Annotated in this window: 16 protein-coding genes and 1 pseudogene; 8 read left to right on the forward strand and 9 right to left on the reverse strand. The window is 45.8% G+C overall.

All coding sequences use genetic code 11. The annotated features are described in order from the left end of the window. Positions 1 to 74: 74 nt before the first annotated feature. From QUA70_RS25095 to QUA70_RS25105, 3 genes and pseudogenes are all read right to left on the reverse strand, one after another. The gene (locus QUA70_RS25095; RefSeq protein ID WP_333334782.1) at positions 75 to 617 is read right to left on the reverse strand and encodes a hypothetical protein; all 543 of its coding nucleotides are present in this window, start codon (positions 615 to 617) and stop codon (positions 75 to 77) included. Next, positions 614 to 1,117: pseudogene (locus QUA70_RS25100) on the reverse strand (DUF4365 domain-containing protein). Before QUA70_RS25100 ends, QUA70_RS25095 begins: the two are co-directional and overlap by 4 nt. A gap of 49 nt (positions 1,118 to 1,166) precedes the next feature. Further along, positions 1,167 to 2,069 carry a PD-(D/E)XK nuclease domain-containing protein gene (locus tag QUA70_RS25105; RefSeq protein ID WP_333334780.1) on the reverse strand — a complete coding sequence of 301 codons (903 nt, stop codon included), beginning with the start codon at positions 2,067 to 2,069 and terminating at the stop codon, positions 1,167 to 1,169. Between the two features lie 719 nt (positions 2,070 to 2,788). Here QUA70_RS25105 and QUA70_RS25110 point away from each other — a divergent pair. From QUA70_RS25110 to QUA70_RS25120, 3 genes are all read left to right on the forward strand, one after another. After that, the gene (locus QUA70_RS25110; protein WP_333410715.1) at positions 2,789 to 2,983 is read left to right on the forward strand and encodes a hypothetical protein; all 195 of its coding nucleotides are present in this window, start codon (positions 2,789 to 2,791) and stop codon (positions 2,981 to 2,983) included. 59 nt (positions 2,984 to 3,042) lie between these two features. Next, positions 3,043 to 5,811 (forward strand): DUF3536 domain-containing protein, encoded by a 2,769-nt coding sequence (locus QUA70_RS25115; protein ID WP_333350598.1) that lies wholly within the window; start codon positions 3,043 to 3,045, stop codon positions 5,809 to 5,811. A 280-nt stretch (positions 5,812 to 6,091) separates the two neighbouring features. Further along, positions 6,092 to 6,325, forward strand: coding sequence for a ferredoxin-thioredoxin reductase variable chain (locus QUA70_RS25120; RefSeq protein ID WP_333047607.1), 234 nt, complete (start codon positions 6,092 to 6,094; stop codon positions 6,323 to 6,325). A gap of 297 nt (positions 6,326 to 6,622) precedes the next feature. On the opposite strand, the gene QUA70_RS25125 is transcribed toward QUA70_RS25120, so the two are convergent. The 4 genes from QUA70_RS25125 to QUA70_RS25140 form a co-directional block, all read right to left on the reverse strand. Next, positions 6,623 to 6,856 carry a hypothetical protein gene (locus QUA70_RS25125; RefSeq protein ID WP_333047608.1) on the reverse strand — a complete coding sequence of 78 codons (234 nt, stop codon included), beginning with the start codon at positions 6,854 to 6,856 and terminating at the stop codon, positions 6,623 to 6,625. Positions 6,857 to 6,997: 141 nt separating this feature from the next. Next, on the reverse strand, positions 6,998 to 7,792 hold the full coding sequence (locus QUA70_RS25130) for a YdcF family protein (RefSeq protein WP_333350597.1): 795 nt from the start codon (positions 7,790 to 7,792) through the stop codon (positions 6,998 to 7,000). 109 nt (positions 7,793 to 7,901) lie between these two features. After that, positions 7,902 to 8,228: a hypothetical protein gene (locus QUA70_RS25135; RefSeq protein WP_333350595.1), complete on the reverse strand. Its 327-nt coding sequence runs from the start codon at positions 8,226 to 8,228 to the stop codon at positions 7,902 to 7,904. An 86-nt stretch (positions 8,229 to 8,314) separates the two neighbouring features. Then, complete coding sequence (locus QUA70_RS25140; RefSeq protein WP_333350593.1) at positions 8,315 to 9,883, reverse strand: AAA family ATPase; 1,569 nt, start codon at positions 9,881 to 9,883, stop codon at positions 8,315 to 8,317. A gap of 159 nt (positions 9,884 to 10,042) precedes the next feature. Between QUA70_RS25140 and QUA70_RS25145 the strand changes: the two genes are divergently transcribed. The 3 genes from QUA70_RS25145 to QUA70_RS25155 all read left to right on the forward strand — a co-directional run bounded on the left by QUA70_RS25145 (position 10,043) and on the right by QUA70_RS25155 (position 11,893). Continuing rightward, the gene (locus QUA70_RS25145) at positions 10,043 to 11,059 is read left to right on the forward strand and encodes an adenosine kinase (protein ID WP_333334770.1); all 1,017 of its coding nucleotides are present in this window, start codon (positions 10,043 to 10,045) and stop codon (positions 11,057 to 11,059) included. A gap of 189 nt (positions 11,060 to 11,248) precedes the next feature. Beyond that, a complete protein-coding gene (locus QUA70_RS25150) occupies positions 11,249 to 11,500 on the forward strand; it encodes a DUF2281 domain-containing protein (protein WP_333315949.1) in 252 nt (83 codons plus the stop codon). Beyond that, positions 11,501 to 11,893, forward strand: coding sequence for a type II toxin-antitoxin system VapC family toxin (locus tag QUA70_RS25155; protein ID WP_333334768.1), 393 nt, complete (start codon positions 11,501 to 11,503; stop codon positions 11,891 to 11,893). Between the two features lie 199 nt (positions 11,894 to 12,092). On the opposite strand, the gene QUA70_RS25160 is transcribed toward QUA70_RS25155, so the two are convergent. After that, on the reverse strand, positions 12,093 to 14,525 hold the full coding sequence (locus QUA70_RS25160; RefSeq protein WP_333334766.1) for a choice-of-anchor K domain-containing protein: 2,433 nt from the start codon (positions 14,523 to 14,525) through the stop codon (positions 12,093 to 12,095). 375 nt (positions 14,526 to 14,900) lie between these two features. Between QUA70_RS25160 and QUA70_RS25165 the strand changes: the two genes are divergently transcribed. Further along, positions 14,901 to 16,541, forward strand: a complete 1,641-nt coding sequence (locus QUA70_RS25165; RefSeq protein ID WP_333334764.1) for an NB-ARC domain-containing protein — start codon at positions 14,901 to 14,903, stop codon at positions 16,539 to 16,541. A 194-nt stretch (positions 16,542 to 16,735) separates the two neighbouring features. On the opposite strand, the gene QUA70_RS25170 is transcribed toward QUA70_RS25165, so the two are convergent. Next, a complete protein-coding gene (locus tag QUA70_RS25170) occupies positions 16,736 to 17,716 on the reverse strand; it encodes an ABC transporter ATP-binding protein (protein ID WP_333334762.1) in 981 nt (326 codons plus the stop codon). 110 nt (positions 17,717 to 17,826) lie between these two features. On the opposite strand from QUA70_RS25170, the gene QUA70_RS25175 reads away from it, so the two are divergent. After that, positions 17,827 to 18,015, forward strand: a complete 189-nt coding sequence (locus QUA70_RS25175; protein WP_333334761.1) for a hypothetical protein — start codon at positions 17,827 to 17,829, stop codon at positions 18,013 to 18,015. Positions 18,016 to 18,086: the final 71 nt, after the last annotated feature.

Below are 18,086 nucleotides of genomic sequence, written 5' to 3' on the forward strand. Positions count from 1 at the left end.
CTTCTGTGATTTATTGCGTAAGCGTTGCTTGCCGTAGGCGTCGCATCCCTCTTTAAAAACTGTCCGGAGTATTGTTACGACAATTCATCGAGAGTTAAGTTGTGGGGATTTTTGAGGATGAAGGCGTTGTTGTCTTTGATTAAGTCACCGCTACAGAGAATCGGTAAGCGTTCTTGATAAGCTTTAATCGCCAGGATATAATCTTTGTCTGCGAGTGAAGTTTGAATTTTCCGCAATTTGTCAGCAATGACGCCTATTAAGGTTATTTCGCCACTTAATTTGTCGGTGTTCGGGGTGTGAACTTGCATGACAATTCCCTGTAAGGTCATATTGGGGAGTGAGGTAATCAAGTCTGCTAATATTTCAATTTGAGAGCGATTTTCGACAATTTCTAGGGTTTCCATGACTTCGTACATCCGCAGAGCAAAACCGCTGATTTCTGGCTTGAGAGCTAACAAAACTTCGTAGTCTTCGCCTGCTTGATTCTTGCGAGCCCAGATGGATGATTTGTCACCGTCTCGGCTTTGTTCGTGCCATCCGTGTTTTTGTAAATAAGCAGCGACTTGAGGCGGTTCTAAGGTTTTGAGAATAGCGGGGTCGCGGACTGTTACTATCATAGGAGTTCTCCTGATTCAATGCGCTGCATGAGAGTTTTTAAAGCGTCTGTGTTGAAAATGTTTTGTGTGGGTATTTGAACAGTGACAGTGTTTTGATTTTGGGTGGGCGGTAGCCCGCGCAATGATGCCCAGTAGCCACAATAGCGCAGGGAGAGTTCTTGTTGAGATTGGCGCAACCAATCCTCTTGGCTGTCGGGTACTAAAACGATAATCAGAATGCGGGGAACGAAAGGGTTTTCTAGCCTTAATTCTTCATAGTTTTTAACTTCTAGGGGATATCGGATAATTTCATTATCCAGTCATTTTCTGGAGGTGCATTTTATTTGGACATCTAGGCGAGGGCGGCGCGTTGATTGTGATGGTCCCAAACCTGTAATAATTACGTCAACTCCTTCTGCATCTAAGGGACGCGGGGCTATGTGGAATGAGTAGCTTGCCGCGGCTGTTACCGCATAGACATAAGCATAGCTGAATTCCTCTTTTTGGGTGTTCAGAACCACGCTTATTTTAACCTCGATAATTTTAAACAGGCTTTTACAAAATAGCTAATTATTCATTATCTTGTTCATTGATTACTGATGTATAGTCTGCCATACGCCCTGGACGAGAAACTATAACTACGTCAAAAATACCTTTCAAATTTTTGAGTCCACTATCTAATAAGTCGTGTTCTTCTGTCCTGCAAGAGTCATCCCAGATAAAAGCAATCATTTGCTCGTGGGGGGAGCCTTGAGCTAGGTATAAAGACGTATCTTCGGCAATTTCTCCAATAATTTTTTGGGGCTTGTCATTGCGATACCAGAACTTGATTTCAATAACCAATTTAAGCGAGGGAATTTCTAGGTCTACTCTTGGTTTTTTCTGCCCTACCGATCTAGTATATTCTTCTTCTCTGATATCGGCGAACACCGCAGCTAATAAAAAATATAGCAAATTTTGCACGTGATATTCATTTTCTATGTACCATTGCCGAGGTGTACCGCCCTTTGTGCGTGGCTTTTCTTCCCATGTCCAACGTCGAAGTCCCGCTGGAACTCGTTTTAATAATTTGCTAACATCTTCCAAGCTAAAGGAGCCTAAAGCAGATTGAGAAGACATGAGCAACCCTTTTTCGTAATTTTCTTTAAGTGCCTTCAACTTTGCCAGATGAGCCTCTAAAGTCCTTTTAAGATTCCCGAAGTGCGAGGATACTTCAATTAATGAGGTTCGCTGACTGTTAGTTAATGGGATAACTTGCTCTAGCAGTAACTTGTAGTTAGTCTGCCACTTTTCCCAATCATAATCTCCATCCAAGACATATCTTTCAGGCGCTTGTCTAACTGGTTCACCGTAATATCTGGGTTGATAATATTCTCCGGGTCTGACTTTTATTGCTTTGTACATGGCCTCTCCCTCAGCTATAAGTTCATTAAACTGATCGAGGTATTTCTTAAAATTGCTTGAGGTTAACATAATTAGGTTTCTGCTTCCATTAATTTATTGATTTAAAACAAATCCCACACTCAACTCTAGCAAAAAATCGGGGATGCGATCGATTAAAGCTTTCTCTAATTCTCGCTATTGCGCTTCTTTGCCTAAAAAGTACGGCCCGCACTTGATATTGCACAATACGTTCCTTAAGTTCTCGCAAAAAATCATGATAATCTTCAGCAATTGACGAACTATCCGCCAGAACCCACCCTCTGCCGATTTTCCCGAATAATCGCCTCTCACTTGGCACTCTCGGCAAATGGCCTCTCCAACTTCGCCGTCAAATGCAGCATCTTCTCGTCCAAACCCTCCTCCTCCTCCTCCCAGGCCTCCGCCCCCACATACCTCTCAGGAGTTAAAACATAACACTTACCCTTTTGCTTTTTTGTTGCCTTTTGACTCCGCACCAGTGTTACAAGTCTTCTGGAAAGTACATTTGCAGCCAATCTGCCCCGCCCTAACCCAACCGGCCTAACTTCTCCAGAACTTAGGTAAAAAGCACCTAAAGTATGATGCGAAACTCGGGCAATACTCTTATTCTATAAATCCATCGGGCATTAAACCGATATCCACAACCGCCAAGATTTATTGCCAAAAATTAAATCTTTCCGGCGAAAAGTTGCTATTTAATGAATAAGACTTTACAATCCAGCAAGGTAAATGAAACTCTCAATGAGCAGGGCTGCAAGCACTAACCCGAAATGGGTCGCAAGTGCCAAAAAGCAGCAAAAGCTACATTTTTTAACTCTTTCAACAGCAAAGCATTGGCAAAAAAACCAGGGATCGACGGTTGGTATCTTGGAACGAATGCTTTGCTCGCAATACTACAAATGTATCAAAACTTGTCAGCCAAATTTAGCCCTAACAGATGCGTAGCTGTAACTCTTGCTGCGTAAGGTTTCAGTTTCTAATTAGGCTGATTTTATTGTCTTTAACTACTTGAGGATTCGATCGCATGGTTTCGATTTCTACTACTCAATCCGATGTGCTGCCTTTGTCTTCGCCAACCGTAACGGCTGCAACCCAAACCAGCGTGGCTGCTGCAACTGGGGTGTGCGTGACGGTTCACGGTCACTTTTACCAGCCACCCCGGGAAAACCCTTACCTGGACGCGATCGAACGCCAAGCCAGCGCCTCTCCCGCCCACGACTGGAACGAACGCATTGACATTGAGTGCTACCGCCCCAACGCCTTTGCCCGCATACTCAACGACCGCGGCGAAGTCGCGGGGATCGTCAACAACTACGAGTATATGAGCTTCAACATCGGGCCTACACTGATGAGCTGGCTGGAACGCTACGACGCGGAAGTCTACCAGCGGATTCTGGAAGCCGATCGCAAAAGCTGTCAGCGTCTCAACGGTCACGGCAACGCGATCGCCCAAGTCTACAATCACATCATCATGCCCCTCGCTAACGAGCGAGACAAATACACCCAAATTCGCTGGGGGATCGCAGATTTCCGCTCCCGATTCAATCGCGATCCCGAAGGAATGTGGCTCGCCGAAACCGCCGTAGACTACGCCACCCTTGAAGTTTTAGTCGCTGAAGGCATCCGCTTCATTGTCTTAGCCCCCTCCCAAGCCGAACGCTGCCGCCCGCTAATCGGGCAAAACCACGAAGGGGAACCAGGGCAAAATTCCGAATGGCACGAAGTCGGCGGGGGTCAAATCGATCCGACTCGCCCGTACCGCTGCTATTTGAAACCAGAAATGCGGTTGATGGCTGACCACCAACTCTCGCCGCTGAGCACTCACTATTTTGGCCGCCAGCACTCCCAAAATTCTCCAGCCCCAACTGCCAACACTCCCTACATTGATATCTTTTTCTACGATGGCCCGATCTCGCGGGATATGGGCTTCAATGACGTTCTCAGCAGCAGCCACCATTTGGTCGGGCGCTTGGGTCAAGCAGTACGAGGAGACCACCGACCGGCTCAATTAATCTGCGTGGCGACGGACGGCGAAACTTTCGGCCACCACAAAAACAGTACGGAAAAATGCCTCGCCTACGCCTTCACAGAAGAGTTTCCCCGCCGAGGCTGGACGGTGACGAATTTTGCTCATTATTTAAGTCAAAATCCGAGCGCTTGGGAAGTGGAACTCAAACCCGTGACGGCCTGGAGTTGTTCTCACGGGGTCGATCGCTGGCAAGATGATTGCGGCTGCGGTGGTGGCGGCGGATGGCACCTCAAATGGCGCCGCCCTCTGCGGGATACTCTGAATTGGCTGCGCGATCGACTGATTCCGATTTACGAAGAAGCCGGGCGCAAGCTGTTGAGCGATCCCTGGAAAGCCAGAGATGAATATATTGAGGTTATCCGGGATCGATCGCCCGCTAACGTTGACAGTTTCCTCGAACGCCATCAAGTTCGCCCCCTCGACGACGCCGAACAGGTGGACGCCCTGCGACTGCTGGAAATGCAGCGCCACGCCCTGTTAATGTTCACTAGCTGCGGCTGGTTTTTTGAAGAAATCTCGCGGCCAGAAGGCGTGCAAATTCTGCGCTACGCGGCCCGGGCGCTGGAATTGGCGGCGGAAGTTACCGGCGTCCAGCTAGAAAAGGATTTTGTCGCTCAACTAGCCCTCGTACCCAGCAACGTTGAGTGTTTTAAAACAGGGGCAGAAGTTTACCGCCAACTGGTGGTGACCGCCCAAATTAGTCTCAGACAAGTGGCCGCCCACTACGCAATCAGTTCTCTGTTTGCCAAATTTTCCCGCGAAGAGCGACTTTACTGCTATCAGGCCGAGCAGGAAGATTTCCAAATTCAGCGCATGGGCTCGATGACTCTGGCTGTGGGTCAATTGCAGTTAACCTCGGAAATTACGCGGGAAACAGAGGTTTTTGTGTTTGCTGCGTTGCACCTCGGCGGCTGGGACTTCCACTGCTGCATTCAGCCTTTTGGCAGCCGCCGGTCTTACACTATGCTCAAAGAGCGGTTGTTTGGAGTTATGCAAGAAGCTTCGGCGTCCCACGCGATTCTGGAAATGGTGCGCCTGTTTGGGGATCAGTCCTTTAGCTTGCGGGATTTATTTGCGGAGGAACGCCACCGGATCGTGCAGTTGCTGAGTCAGGAAAATTTGACTCGGTTGGATCAGCTTTACACTCAGGTTTACCGGGAAAATTACGGGGTGATAATGGCGTTCCACCGCGACGATCTGCAGGTGCCTGTAGAGTTGCAGGTGGCTGCTGAGGTGGCTTTGGGACACCGCTGTTTGACGGCGGCTAAGGCCCTGGAAGTGGAAACGGAGGATGTGGAACCGCTGCTGGCAGAAATTGAGGCGATCGCCACTGAAAGCGGCCATCTCCGCTGTCGGTTGAACGTTCCCGAAGTCAAGGAAATTTTGGAAAAGCTGGTTTGGCGATCGCTAGACGCGCTGCTGCAAGCAGGAGCGGGCGTGGATGAGCGCTCGCCTGTCAAGTTGGAAGCTGATATCCGCACGATCGAGCGTTTGATTGCGGTGGGCGATCGGCTGAGTCTGGGTTTGTGTTTGGACAAATCGCAGGAACTGTATTTCGATTCTCTGTACAGTCAAATTGTGCCTCTGTGTTTGGGCTGGCTGCAACGGCAAGATGCCTCGGCGGACGAAACTGCGGGGGCTGCCGTTGCCTTGGAGATTGCGCGTTCAGGCGGTGGCTGGGAGTTGTCTTCGATCCGGCAGTTGCTGGAGTTGGGTCAAACCTTGGCTGTTGATGTTGAGTGTTGGTTAAATCAGTTAAGTTAATCGTTTCTCGATTAGCCAAGGAAATCAATTCCCGCCCTTGAGAATCCGCCCGATCGCAGTTTAAATCTCGATCGGGCCTGCGGGTTCAACCGAGAATGGATCAACATTTCGGCTGACGTGGATCGCGGCTGGGGATCGAAGCACCGACAGGGAAGCGCCAACTTTGTTTAAGTTTTCGCTCTACTTGTGGGAAGATAAGAAAACTGTCGGCAAAGCGTACAAGTGTTAAGCACCCGTAAGCTTTGCAGAGTTTTGAAGAGAGAACACTAAATATAAGTCTATGAAAGTTGGCGATCGCGTTTGCATTAAAAACTCTGTTGTTGTCTACCACCACCCTCAAAATCGCAGTCAACCATTTGATATTAAGGGTATGGAAGGAGAAGTCGTGGCGATCGTTCACGAATGGCACGGCCGACCTGTCAGTGCTAATTGGCCGGTTCTAGTACAATTTGACAAAAAATTTCGAGCTCACCTGAAAGAGGATGAGGTCGAATTGATATCTTCGGAAGTCTAGCTGTCTCCAAAGTAGAAGCCGGAGCCCAAAGACAATATCAAATCCCGTCCGTCGATTCTAGATTTTAGATTTTAGATTTTAGATTTTAGATTTACTCCACCGATGAATCTGGAAGCTTGAACTAAGGTCTAAAATTTTGCGCTGATCGCGACTCCTGTGCTTCGCAAGTATCCGTTTTTGGGCGGGAGTCATATAACTGTTGTACAGTTTGTAGTGAGGACTTGAGGTTTTTTTGTGGCTTTTAGTCGATCGGCGGGACTAAAGTCCTTACTACAAACCATCTTTTTTATTTAAACCTTAATTTTTCGACCGTCCCCGGTTAAACCAACCGAAGATATTCAAATCTCCCTGCATTTTCTGCAATTCCTGCTGATGCTGCTTGGCTGTAGCGTAATACCACTGGCAGTGAAGTTCTAGTTCTTGACGGTACTTAATTTCATCGTAAAACTCGCGGACAATTTGGTGTCTCTGAAAAATTTCGGCCGCGGGAGTCGGTTCTGGGGCAATGTTTTGCAACTCGTGGGGCAGCATGATTGTTTGGGGGCGACTGTGGCTAATATTGGCTGTAATGACTTTAAGCTAACACACTCAATCTATTTTGGATTTTGGAAGTGACTTCACGGTTGAGACTACTTAAATTCTTTCATCCACAATCCCAAATCTAAAATTCTGTTAAAGCCATCCCCGCAGCCGATAAACGATTAAGCCGATGTATTCTTTCAAAGCTTTAGTTGACTGGTTTAACTGATAGGTATCCGGCAATAAATCCAAGGCGACTGCTTGCCAATTGTTTTGGGATGCTGCGATATCCTGCTGTGTGATCTGAAAGTCTGTTGGTGCGGCAATAACTTTTATTCCCTGACGCTGGAAAATTAAGAGCGATCGAGTCATGTGCATCGCCGATGTCACTAGCAAAACCGGCCCTTTTATAGCTTTAGCATCTAAAATTTTCCGCACGTTGACGGCATTTTGATAAGTGTTGTGTGAATCGGGGTCTTGCAGAATTGCTGATGCCGGTACACCCATTGTTTGGGCAATTTCTGCCATGTCTGCCGATTCGGGAGCCCCGCCGCCTTTCCAATCTACTCTACCGCCGCTGAGAATTAGCAGGGAAGCTTTGCCTTGCTTGTAAAGTCGGGAACCGTAGATTATTCGATCGCCCGCTTCCGCTACTTCTACCCAAGGACGGGGAGGTAAAGCTGCTTTGACACCGCCGCCCAAGACGATAATCGCTTCAGCTTGGGGGAGTTCGGCGGTTGGTAAGTTTTGCCATTCGAGCGATCGAACTAAGGATTTTGAAACCCAACCGCTACTTCCGAGCAGTAAAATAATTAGAGCCGCAGCAATTGGCGCCGCCGCCCATTTTGGACGCTTCCAAAGTGTGATTAAAGCCGCCATCATTAACAGGCAACTCAACCCCAAAGGATAAATAAACAGCGGCAAGAGTTTCGATAGAAATACAAACATTCTATTGGGAATTTGGCATTGGAAGTACGCTCGCGTAGCCGAAGTATTGGGTATTGGGCCGAAGGGCATTAGTGACTGTTAACTGTTAACTAATGACTAATGACTAAAGCTAGCGACGATCCTCTGGCCCAGACAACCAGTCAAAGAATGTAGCAGCTTCACGCCTAGAGGTTTTGCTATATTGTCTGCCCTCCGTTTCCACTACTTCTTTATTGAGGATAGCATCCGAGTTTTTATCCTTGGAACCCATATTCGGGTTGAGTAGTAATTCGTTGTGCCACCAAGCGACAATTAAACCTGCTGCCACGCCACCGATGACACCAAGGCCTAGACTCAGGGGCAGCGTACATCCTACTAAGCGAAACCCAACGGTAAACAACACAAACCATATCAGGGCGGGGCTAAACCCCTTGGAGTCTCCGGTAAATTTTGGCATGAGCTGCAACTTTTTTTTGTAATAAAACAGAAAGATATTTACAATATTAGCAGACAATCAAATGGCCAAGGGCGATCGATCTGCAACTAATCCCTAAAAATCAAGTTTAATTGTACCTCTAAGTCTTGCGCGGTATCTACAATGTTTACAGAAATTTGCTCTAATTCTGTAAAAGGTTCAAAAGCTGCTTGCTGCGAACTCAATAGTTCTGCTGTCGCGTCGGCAATATCGCCCCTGCGCTGTTGCAGTCGTTCTCGCAATACTTCAATTGGTGCGGTGCAGTAAATGATTTGCAGGGGGAAGCCGTGGGATTGAGCCTGATTAATCGCATCAGTTCTCCAGTTTTGGCGATCGAACTTTGCATCTAAAATCACATCCCAACCTCGGTCAGCCAGAATTATCCCCAACTCTAACAATCTACCATAAGTCTGCGCGGTCATTTCATCCGAGTACAAATCTTGCCCCCCGCGTTCATTTAAAGGAATTCCGCCTAAATGTTTGCGAACAGCATCGGAGCGAATGTGAATTGCCCCAGTGCGGCGAGCCAAATATCGAGCTGCTGTACTCTTGCCAGAACCCGACAAACCCGACATCAAAGTTAACTTTCCCCGGTGCGGTTGTGTGTATTCCCAAGCCAGTTTATAGTAATGAGCTGCTGTCTGTGAAATCTCTGCTTTTTGGGCTGTTGAAATAGCGGCATCGTCCAACATTAACGAAGTTACTTTCGCTCTAACATAAGCTTGACGGCTCAAATACAGAGGCAACAGTGGCAGTCCTTCCCAATCCCCTGTTTGTTCGATGTAAGTATTGAGAAAAGCATTGCCCAAGTCTCTGCGCCCGCGCGATTCCAAATCCATTACTGTAAAAGCGACATCGTACATCACGTCAACAAAGCGAAACTGCTCGTTAAATTCAATGCAGTCGAACAATAAGATTTTATCTTGCCAGAATGCTATATTCCTCAAGTGCAAATCTCCGTGGCACTCGCGAATTTTATTATTGGCAATCCGTCGGTTAAATAACTTTGGGTTGTTCGCAAAAAACGCATTAGTATAATTTTTAGTTTCCTCATATTGTGTCTGACTCTGCGGCCCGCCGATATATTTTTGGGAAATCAGGTAATTGTTGTCTATTGCAGTCCGAATCTGAATGACTTCGCCAAATGTCCGAATATAGCTATTACTAATTGCCGTGCTGTGAAACTTGGCAACTTCCCGCCCTAAGTCTGCCATAAGTTGCTCTGTTAACAGTCCGCGTTCCAACAAACTAAGCAACAGCGTATCTTGAGGAAACTCCCGCATTTTTAGCACAGATTCTACCGCATTTTCTGTAGTATAATTTATGGCAGGTAAGTTGCTGCCCAATTGAAACGAATCCCCAATTTGAATAATTGGCAAAACTTCTAGATAAATTTCCGGAGCAGTGCGTCGGTTCAGCAGCAATTCTTCGTTGCAAAAATGCTGCCGTTTCTCCAAACTTGAATAGTCCAAAAAGCCAAAATTGACTGGTTTCTTGAGTTTGTAAGTATAATCTCCTGTCAGCAAAACAAAGGAAGCATGAGTCTGAATTAGCTGCACTGGTTCTGTCACCCCGTGCGGGTAAAACCCGGGCTGCAACATTTGCTGAATCAGAGGTGGGAGACAAGTATCAGTCATATCGATTTTAGATTTTAGATTTGGGATTTTAGATTTTGAATTTTGGATTAGCTCGATTTGGGCTTGGGGATTGAGATAAAGATAATTTAAAGAAAATAGATGTTGAGTTGAAGTCGATTTATTATAAAGTTGATAATTAGTGTAAACCAAAAATTACTGATGACAGAAAACAATCAAGATTCCCGTTCGGTGGATGTGTTTGGCGTAGGCAATGCCCTGGTAGACATCCTAGCATTGGTAGAAGATGAATTTGTACTCGGCCACGGCCTGAATCGCGGCGGGATGACGCTGATGAATTCGGAAACCCAGGGGGGGATTTTGCACGATTTAGAGCACAATTCCCTACAAATGCGATCGGGGGGTTCGGCGGCAAATACGATGATTGGTTTGGCTCAGAGCGGCGGTAAAGCGTATTATTCGGGGAAGGTTGCTAAGGATACTAACGGCGAATTTTACCGCCAAGATTTGCTGGCGGCGGGGATTGATTTTAACGTGCATCCTGCTGCTGAGTCGAACGGGCCTACTGGTACTTGTGTTGTGCTGACTACGCCGGATGCGGAACGCACGATGTGTACTAATTTGGGTGTTTCTACTACTCTGGCTGCGACTGATATTGATGTCGATCGACTAGCTCACTGCAAGTACAGTTATGTTGAGGGCTATCTGTGGGATGCTCCAGACCCTAGAAAGGCTAGCATTGAGACGATGGAAAAGTCTAAGCGTCTGGGCGTGAAGGTGGCTTTTACTTTTTCGGATGGCTTTTTAGTCGATCGATTTGCTGATGATTTTCACAAGGTGGTTTCGGAATATTGCGATGTAATTTTTTGCAATGCTGATGAAGTTCGGAGCTTTTTTAAGGAGGAATCCCTGGAAGAGTGCGCTCGGAAAATGAGCGAGATTTCGGATTTGGCTTTTATCACTAATGGGGATAAAGGCTGCATGGTGGTGGAGAACAAACAGATTGTTGATGTGGCTGGATTTCCGGTAAAGGCGATCGATACTGTGGGTGCTGGAGATGCTTTTGCTGGCGGTGTTTTGTTTGGAATTACTAATGGTTTGAGTTCTACACAAGCGGCTCGCTGGGGCAATTATTTGGCTTCTCTGGTGGTGCAAATTCATGGGCCTCGGCTTGAGGGTTCTCAGGCTCATCTTTTGAGTGAGGTGATTTCTGGTTAGGAATTGAAAGGGGCGATCGCACTTTTTGTGTTAAGGGCGATCGCTCTTTTTTGAACCGCAGATGAAGGCAGATGAACGGGGAGGGATTAAGGGCAATCGCACTTTTTTGAACCAGATGAAAACTGACACGAAAAAGCCGATCGCTATTGCTAAAATAAAATTTAACGACAGTTTATTTATCACCAGATTATGACTATCATTGAACAGATTTACGCGATCGTCAAAACCCTTCCCGAAAACCAAGCTAGCGAAATTCTCACTTTCGCTGAGTTTATTCGTGCCAAGTACCTAAATGAGAACCAATCCACCGACACAGTAGATTCTTTAACTCCTTGGACAGAATTGGTTTATTCCCTAGCTGGAACATGGGCAGAAGACTTTCCTACTCTGGAAGAGATTCGTGCCGAGTCGGGGGAAGACATCTTGCGGGAGAGCTTCTAGATGTACATTTTGGATACAAATACATTAATTTACTATTTCAAAGGACAAGGACAAGTTGCCCAAAACCTTGCCAATGTATCTCCTCAAGAAATTGGCATTTCCGCGATTGTCCTGTTTGAGTTGCAAGTGGGTATTGCTAAATCTACTTCGCCTGCAAAACGTACCCAACAACTTCAGCAACTTTTGAGCCGAGTTAACCTTGTTCCTTTCGATCGCGATTCTGCTCTTGCTGCTGCCACAATCCGCGCTCAATTGGAGGAACAAGGTACTCCGATCGGCCCAATTGATGTTTTGATTGCAGGGACAGCCGCTTCGCTTCAAGCAACCCTCGTTACCCACAATGTTAAGGAGTTTTCGAGAGTTTTTGGACTTGCGATCGCAGACTGGTATTGAATGTGTCACATCAAGTGCGGCTTGTCTTTGGTTAATGGTTCAAGACAGTAAATCCAGCAGAAAAGAGGGGCGATCGCACTTTTTGTCGTAAGGGCGAGCGCACTTTTTAGCAACCGCAGATGAAGGTGGGTTAATGAGGATGGGATAAGGGCGAGCGCACTTCTTAATATTGCTGTGACGCAACAATTCGGCGAATTTCCTACAGCATTCCTATCTGGGTGATTGGGTCGTTCAAGGGTATACTGAACGAGGAACTTTTCACAATATCTGGCGGCGTGTTAATGACGACACCAAAGATATTTGTATACACACCAAAAACTTGACTGGTTTCTGTGTATTGGATAATGGTGTCTGGAGTGTCATCTTGATTCACATCACTAGGAGTGAAGCTGAGAATGTCTATGGGTACGCCTCCATTGATGCCAATTATATCGCCCTCGCTAGCATTGAAGTCAATTAACCAATCAGTAGTAGCAGGATTCGTTTCTTCTGTACCTGTATCTGTTCTCAGGATAAAAATATCGCTTCCACCTCCACCAGTCAGGCGATCCGTTCCTCTTTCACCGATTAAGATATCTTCTCCATCATCGCCAAAGATTTGATCGTTCCCTTTTCCTCCCCTCACTAAATCATCAGCAACACCTCCGGATACGAAATCATTACCTTTATTGCCCCCTAGAATGTCGTTAGCATCCTCTCCTAAAATGCGATCGTCACCTTTTCCTCCCAGCAAATAATCGCCCTCACCAGCACCTTCAAGAGTGTCAGCACCCTCCGCAGCTAATACTACATCTGTCGCAGGTGAACCGATTATGTTATCGTTACTTTCAGTTCCTAGAAGCCCTCCGGGATATTGAGCCATGACTGCTTCAGTAATCTGAAAATTTGAATTTTGCTCGGCTGAGGCTTTTAAGTTTTGGGCAACTCGTGGCGGGGGAAAAAGAACGCCAGACACATTAACAGATAAACCATCCAACAAGCCTTTACTAAAAGTCGCTACTCTGCCATTAAAATCATTAACAGTCTGTCCTATCTTATTTTTTATATTCCCTGGTAGCTCTTTTATTGCCTCAATCGGTCCTTCCGCTGCTTCTTCCAGAATAGATACGGGTTTAATTTTACCAATCAATAGAGCATCAGACAAACGTTGTTCTGGGGTGTCAAAACGCCCTAGTGTTGTTTGGCCATCATCTGCCGAAAATCCTACTAACTCAAGTCTATATCCTGAAACTCCGGTTGAACCTGGGAACTTAATTATCTCTTGAGAAATGCCAGAATCAGAAAAGCGAAGAATATCTGCATCTTTAACAGGATCGCCTGTATTTTCTGTAGCAGTCAAGTTAAATGAGAAATTAAAAGTCTGCGTGTTAGGTACAGGATTAGTGAGAGACAGCGTGATATCGAGAGGAAAATCACCTTTAGGGGTTGAATCTTCAAAAGTAATTCCATTGCGGTAAGTCAAATTGCCAAGGCTGAAAGGAATGTCACTGGCTGTGCTAATTCCCTTGGCTCGACTAAATTCCTGGTCATCACTAAATTCGTTGCCCTCAGTTTTCCTGCCGTCAAACCGCACATAGCTTTCACTATCTCCATCAGCAGGAGTTCCTAAACTTTTCTTATTTTCGCCGTTGTCAAAAGTGCCGGAAGTCGATCCTTCAAAGAAAACCTTAGTGGTGTCTACATCAATTCTCCCAGTTTCTGAAGAGTTTAACCTTAAATAGTTGAAGTTTGATCCATCTGACTGAGGAAATACATTTCCGTTAATTAACTGTGTATACAGTTCATTTGCGTAGCCATGATTACCGCCTATACCACCAAAAACAGGTAGGTTTCCGGGCTGTTGAAGAAAATTATTTGGATTAACAAAAAAATCCAATTCTCCCAATAACAAATCATTTCCCAGAAAGCTAGATGTATGAATAACCACTACTCTCGTAGCATCACCTGGATCTAAGCGATCACTTGGAGGAACTGGCTCCACTTCTGGGATGCTAATCACTGTTCCAGGTTCTGCTCCAGGTACTGACCTAAATCCGGTGTTTCTAGTTTCAAAATTAGGCCCTGCTGGGTCTAAACCAGTGATGCGATTTAGTTCGTTGCCTGTGAGTTCTTTATATTTAGCACCAGCAAAACCTGATACATGAGCGCCTAAACTGTGACCCATAAGCTCTATTTTGTTTGGGTCAAGATTCCGTGCTTTTAGATACTGAGCAAGTTGATCTCCGACTTCTCTGGTGTTAGACGCAGCTCGATCATAAGTGCTTAAACTAAGGAGGGGTACTTGGTCTGGTAGCAGTGGAAGTCCCAGTGGAGGTTTAGAACCGTCTTCCCAGTCTACCAAAATGATATTAGCATCAGGGTCTCGTTCTCGAAGAGCCTTAGCCCTTTCTGACATCCACGTTTCAGGTGTAAATTGATTATTTGGATTACCACCGGTGTCAACTTGATTACCACCCTGGTTCTGAAATCCATGAATGATTACATAAGTATTTTTATCGGCAGTTGTTTCAAATGGTTGAGGGAGGCCAACTGGGTTGGCAGACCTTAATGCAGAATCATCTACTCCCAGTGTGCTAGGAGTAGATTGAACTATTCTCTCCTTACCCCATATATTGAAATTCACCTTAACCATAATCCCATCTCCTCACAAATATAGTTGCGTCAAAACCAGCAAAGCCCGCCCTGCAAGCCTTCCTAGATATCTATCAGGGCGTTTCTCTGCTTTTTATGCAGTTCGCCCAGTTTTTGTAATAAAACTTTACATTGCTCCAACAGCAGATAAGCTGTATCCCCGATCGCCCGCCAGATGCACCGTCAAACGTAGCTGACAGCCAAACACATCATTTCACAATACTCCATAATCCTGAATCTGTATAGGCTTAACGGCTCACCATTTGGCTCAACATCAAAGGCTCATTTGGCTCATTTAGCTCATTTAGCTCACTTTTTGGCTCACAAAATCATGTAATATTCTTTACTAAGGCATAATTTCCGTAGAGGAGTCGCAATGGCAGGTTTGCTCAGAGCATCCGAAGAAGGGCTAAAAATCATTGACATGGTAAGACGCAATCTCGGATGGAATAAAACTGAGGATGCCTGGTGTGTTGCCGCTTTAGTTTCAACAGCTACCTTAAAGCGGTTTTGGGCGAAAATAGAAATTAGACGAGAGAACTTTATCAATATTTGCAAAGCAGTAGAAATAGAAAACTGGGAATACATTGCTGAAGGCTACAAGATCAAGAAAACAGAGCCACTTTTAGCCGCCGCGATCGCAGATATCCCCCAAGACAGTGAAAACGAGCGCACTTTCCCCCTCCCAGAAAACTTACCCCCCGTCAGAAATTGGGTACAGCGCACCAAAGAAATCGACATCTTAAAAACTACGATCGTTAACTCAGATATCACCGCCATCTCAATTGTCGGATTACCGGGCATCGGAAAAACCAGCCTCGTCAGCCAAATAATTCGCCAACTCCACACAGAAAAAACCCCCTTCACCTGCGCCGCTTGGCAATCCTTGCAATCCGCAACAGGCAAAGCACCCCCCTTCGATCGCACAATTGACTCCCTGCTATTTACCCTCTCCAACGGCGACATTACCACAGCCGTAACTGCTCAAAATGACTACTTCAAAAAAACCGACAATCTGCTCAAAATCCTCAGAGAAAAACCTTGCTTGCTCGTTTTCGATCGCGCCGACACACTTTTGAAAACAGGAGAGGCAAAAGCGGCGGGTTATTTCGCCGAAGATTGTGCAGAATATGCTTGGTTATTCAAACAGTTATTAGAAACAGAACATCAAAGCAAAATTATTTTCACCAGTCGCGAAAGCTTAGCCGAATTGCCGTCAACAGTCACCCGCGAAATCCAGCTAAACGGATTGGATCGAGATGCGGCAGTTGCCCTATTGCAATCTTTTAATCTGAATGCGAATGCAGAAGAATTAGCCGAAATGTGCGATCGCTATTCAGGACATCCTAAAGCCTTACAACTCGTCGCAGCCTTGATTCGAGATGATACCGAGTTTCAGGGAAATGTCGGGATTTTTCTGCACCAGAGAGACTGGTTGCTGATTCGAGATATTGAAAGAGCGATCGATGAAATGATAGCGCGTCTGGGCGACGGCGAGCAAACTTGTCTCAGCCGAATTTCAGTCTATCAAACCTCAGAATATCCGCTATCCTTTGCCGGAATGAGCGCTCAAATGCCAGAAGTTAGCAAGTATGAACTTAAAGAAAATATTATTCAAGCACTGAAGCGCAGGCAATTGCTATATTACGATCGCCACCTCAAATCCTATCACTTGCATCCGCTAGTCCGAGAAAAGGGCGAGTACCTGCTAAATCAAAATCCTGAAAATCTCCGTACCGCCCACAGCCAAGCCTATAATTATTATATCAGCATTCCCCTCAAACCTAAATCAGAATGGCAAGATATCGAGGATATTAAGCCCCTAATCAGAGCGCACTATCATGCTTCTCAAGCAGGAGATTTAGATGCCGCAAATGCGATTATTTCTGAAGTCTATGAGTATCTGCGGCAGTGGAATTGTGCAGAGTTAGTATGTGCAAATCTACCGTTGCCATTGTTAACAGAAGTAAAAAACATTAGGCTTTCAGAGGCGGGCAAGATGCCTAATCCACAATAAAATTAAACTTTTGTGGATCGGGCATCTTGCCCGTTTTCTTATTATTAGTCAGGGCTGGCAATATGCACACCCCACAACAAACTTGATGTGCTGTGGAACGGGCATCTTGCCCGTTTTCTTAGTCCGCGAAGGCGGACTTTGTATGTGTAGCCGCGGTTTCAACCGCCCGGTTTCAACCGCCGATTTTAGGGACTTCAACCACTAGAATAAATCCCTCTTTCTTGCAGTTGCTGCATAAAAAACTCTTCCAAAGTAGGCTTAGCCAAATTCATCCCAATTAGCTGCCCTCCCGTACCACTCAGACTAGAAAGAAACTCCTTCGGCTCGCCCTGCAAATGACCATACCACAAATCATTATCAACTTCCATATCCGGTATCCATTTTTTCAGGATATTCAAGTGGCCGCCCCTACCTTCAACCCGGTAAGTTTCAGTATTACCCAAGAGTTCGTCGATCGCACCAATGCAAATTAACTCACCCTTCGCCAAAATTGCCACTCGATCGCAAATCTTCTCCACATCAGACAATATATGCGAATTAAAAAAAATCGTTTTTCCTTGATTTTTCAGCGATAAAATTATCTCCCGCATCTGATAGCGCCCCATCGGATCTAAACCCGACATCGGCTCATCTAAAAATACCACATCTGGATTGTTAATCAAAGCTTGAGCCATGCCAATCCGTTGCAGCATTCCCTTAGAATACTGGCGCAACTGTTTTTTAATTGCCGCCGATTGAGATAGCCCAACTAAATCTAGCAAATTCGGAATTCGCTGTCGCTGAATTGACGGGGGAATTTGAAATAACCCCGCCGCAAATTGCAAGAATTCCCAGCCGGTGAGATAATCGTAAAAATAGGGATTTTCTGGCAAATAGCCGACTCGCTGCTTCACAGTGCGATCGCCCAAAGGCTTCCCCAACAGCAGCGCCCTGCCAGAAGTGGGCCGCACTACACCTAGCAAAGTTTTCAGCAGCGTAGTTTTCCCCGCTCCATTTTGCCCTAACAACCCGAAAGTTTCGCCCTCAGAGACAGTCAGAGTGCAATTTTTGAGCGATTCAATTTTTTCATTCATCCAGAAGCCGGTACGGTAGAACTTCCCCAGATTAAATGTTTCCACCACTGGGGTAGCTCCGTGCATCTCGGTGGGATTTGGCGCATCTACAAGAGGTTCCATTTTTGTCAGAGAAATAACTAGCACCTGATTATATTCTATTGCATAACTTCAGTGATAATTGCTCTTTTTAATGTTAAACTAATATTAGCTGTACTTAAATTTTTCTGAATATGGATCGTTCAAAAATTATTGCTATTATCACTGGGGTGATTTCTATAATTTTAGCAGTTGCCTATCTGCTGCTCGTCACCATCCTTGACTTCCGAGGCGAAATGGTGCCCGCACCTCAAAGTCAGTTGCCAGTCTCCACGCCAATTCAACAATTAGGCACGGCTAACCCGACTTTGCGAGTACATTAGACCTCTTGCAAAAAAAATCTATGCTATAATAGAAGGTTTTCAATTTAATCCCCCTAGAGCTAACTCATAAT

The sequence above is a fragment of the Microcoleus sp. LAD1_D5 genome, from assembly GCF_036702115.1.
Classification (GTDB): Bacteria; Cyanobacteriota; Cyanobacteriia; order Cyanobacteriales; family Microcoleaceae; genus Microcoleus.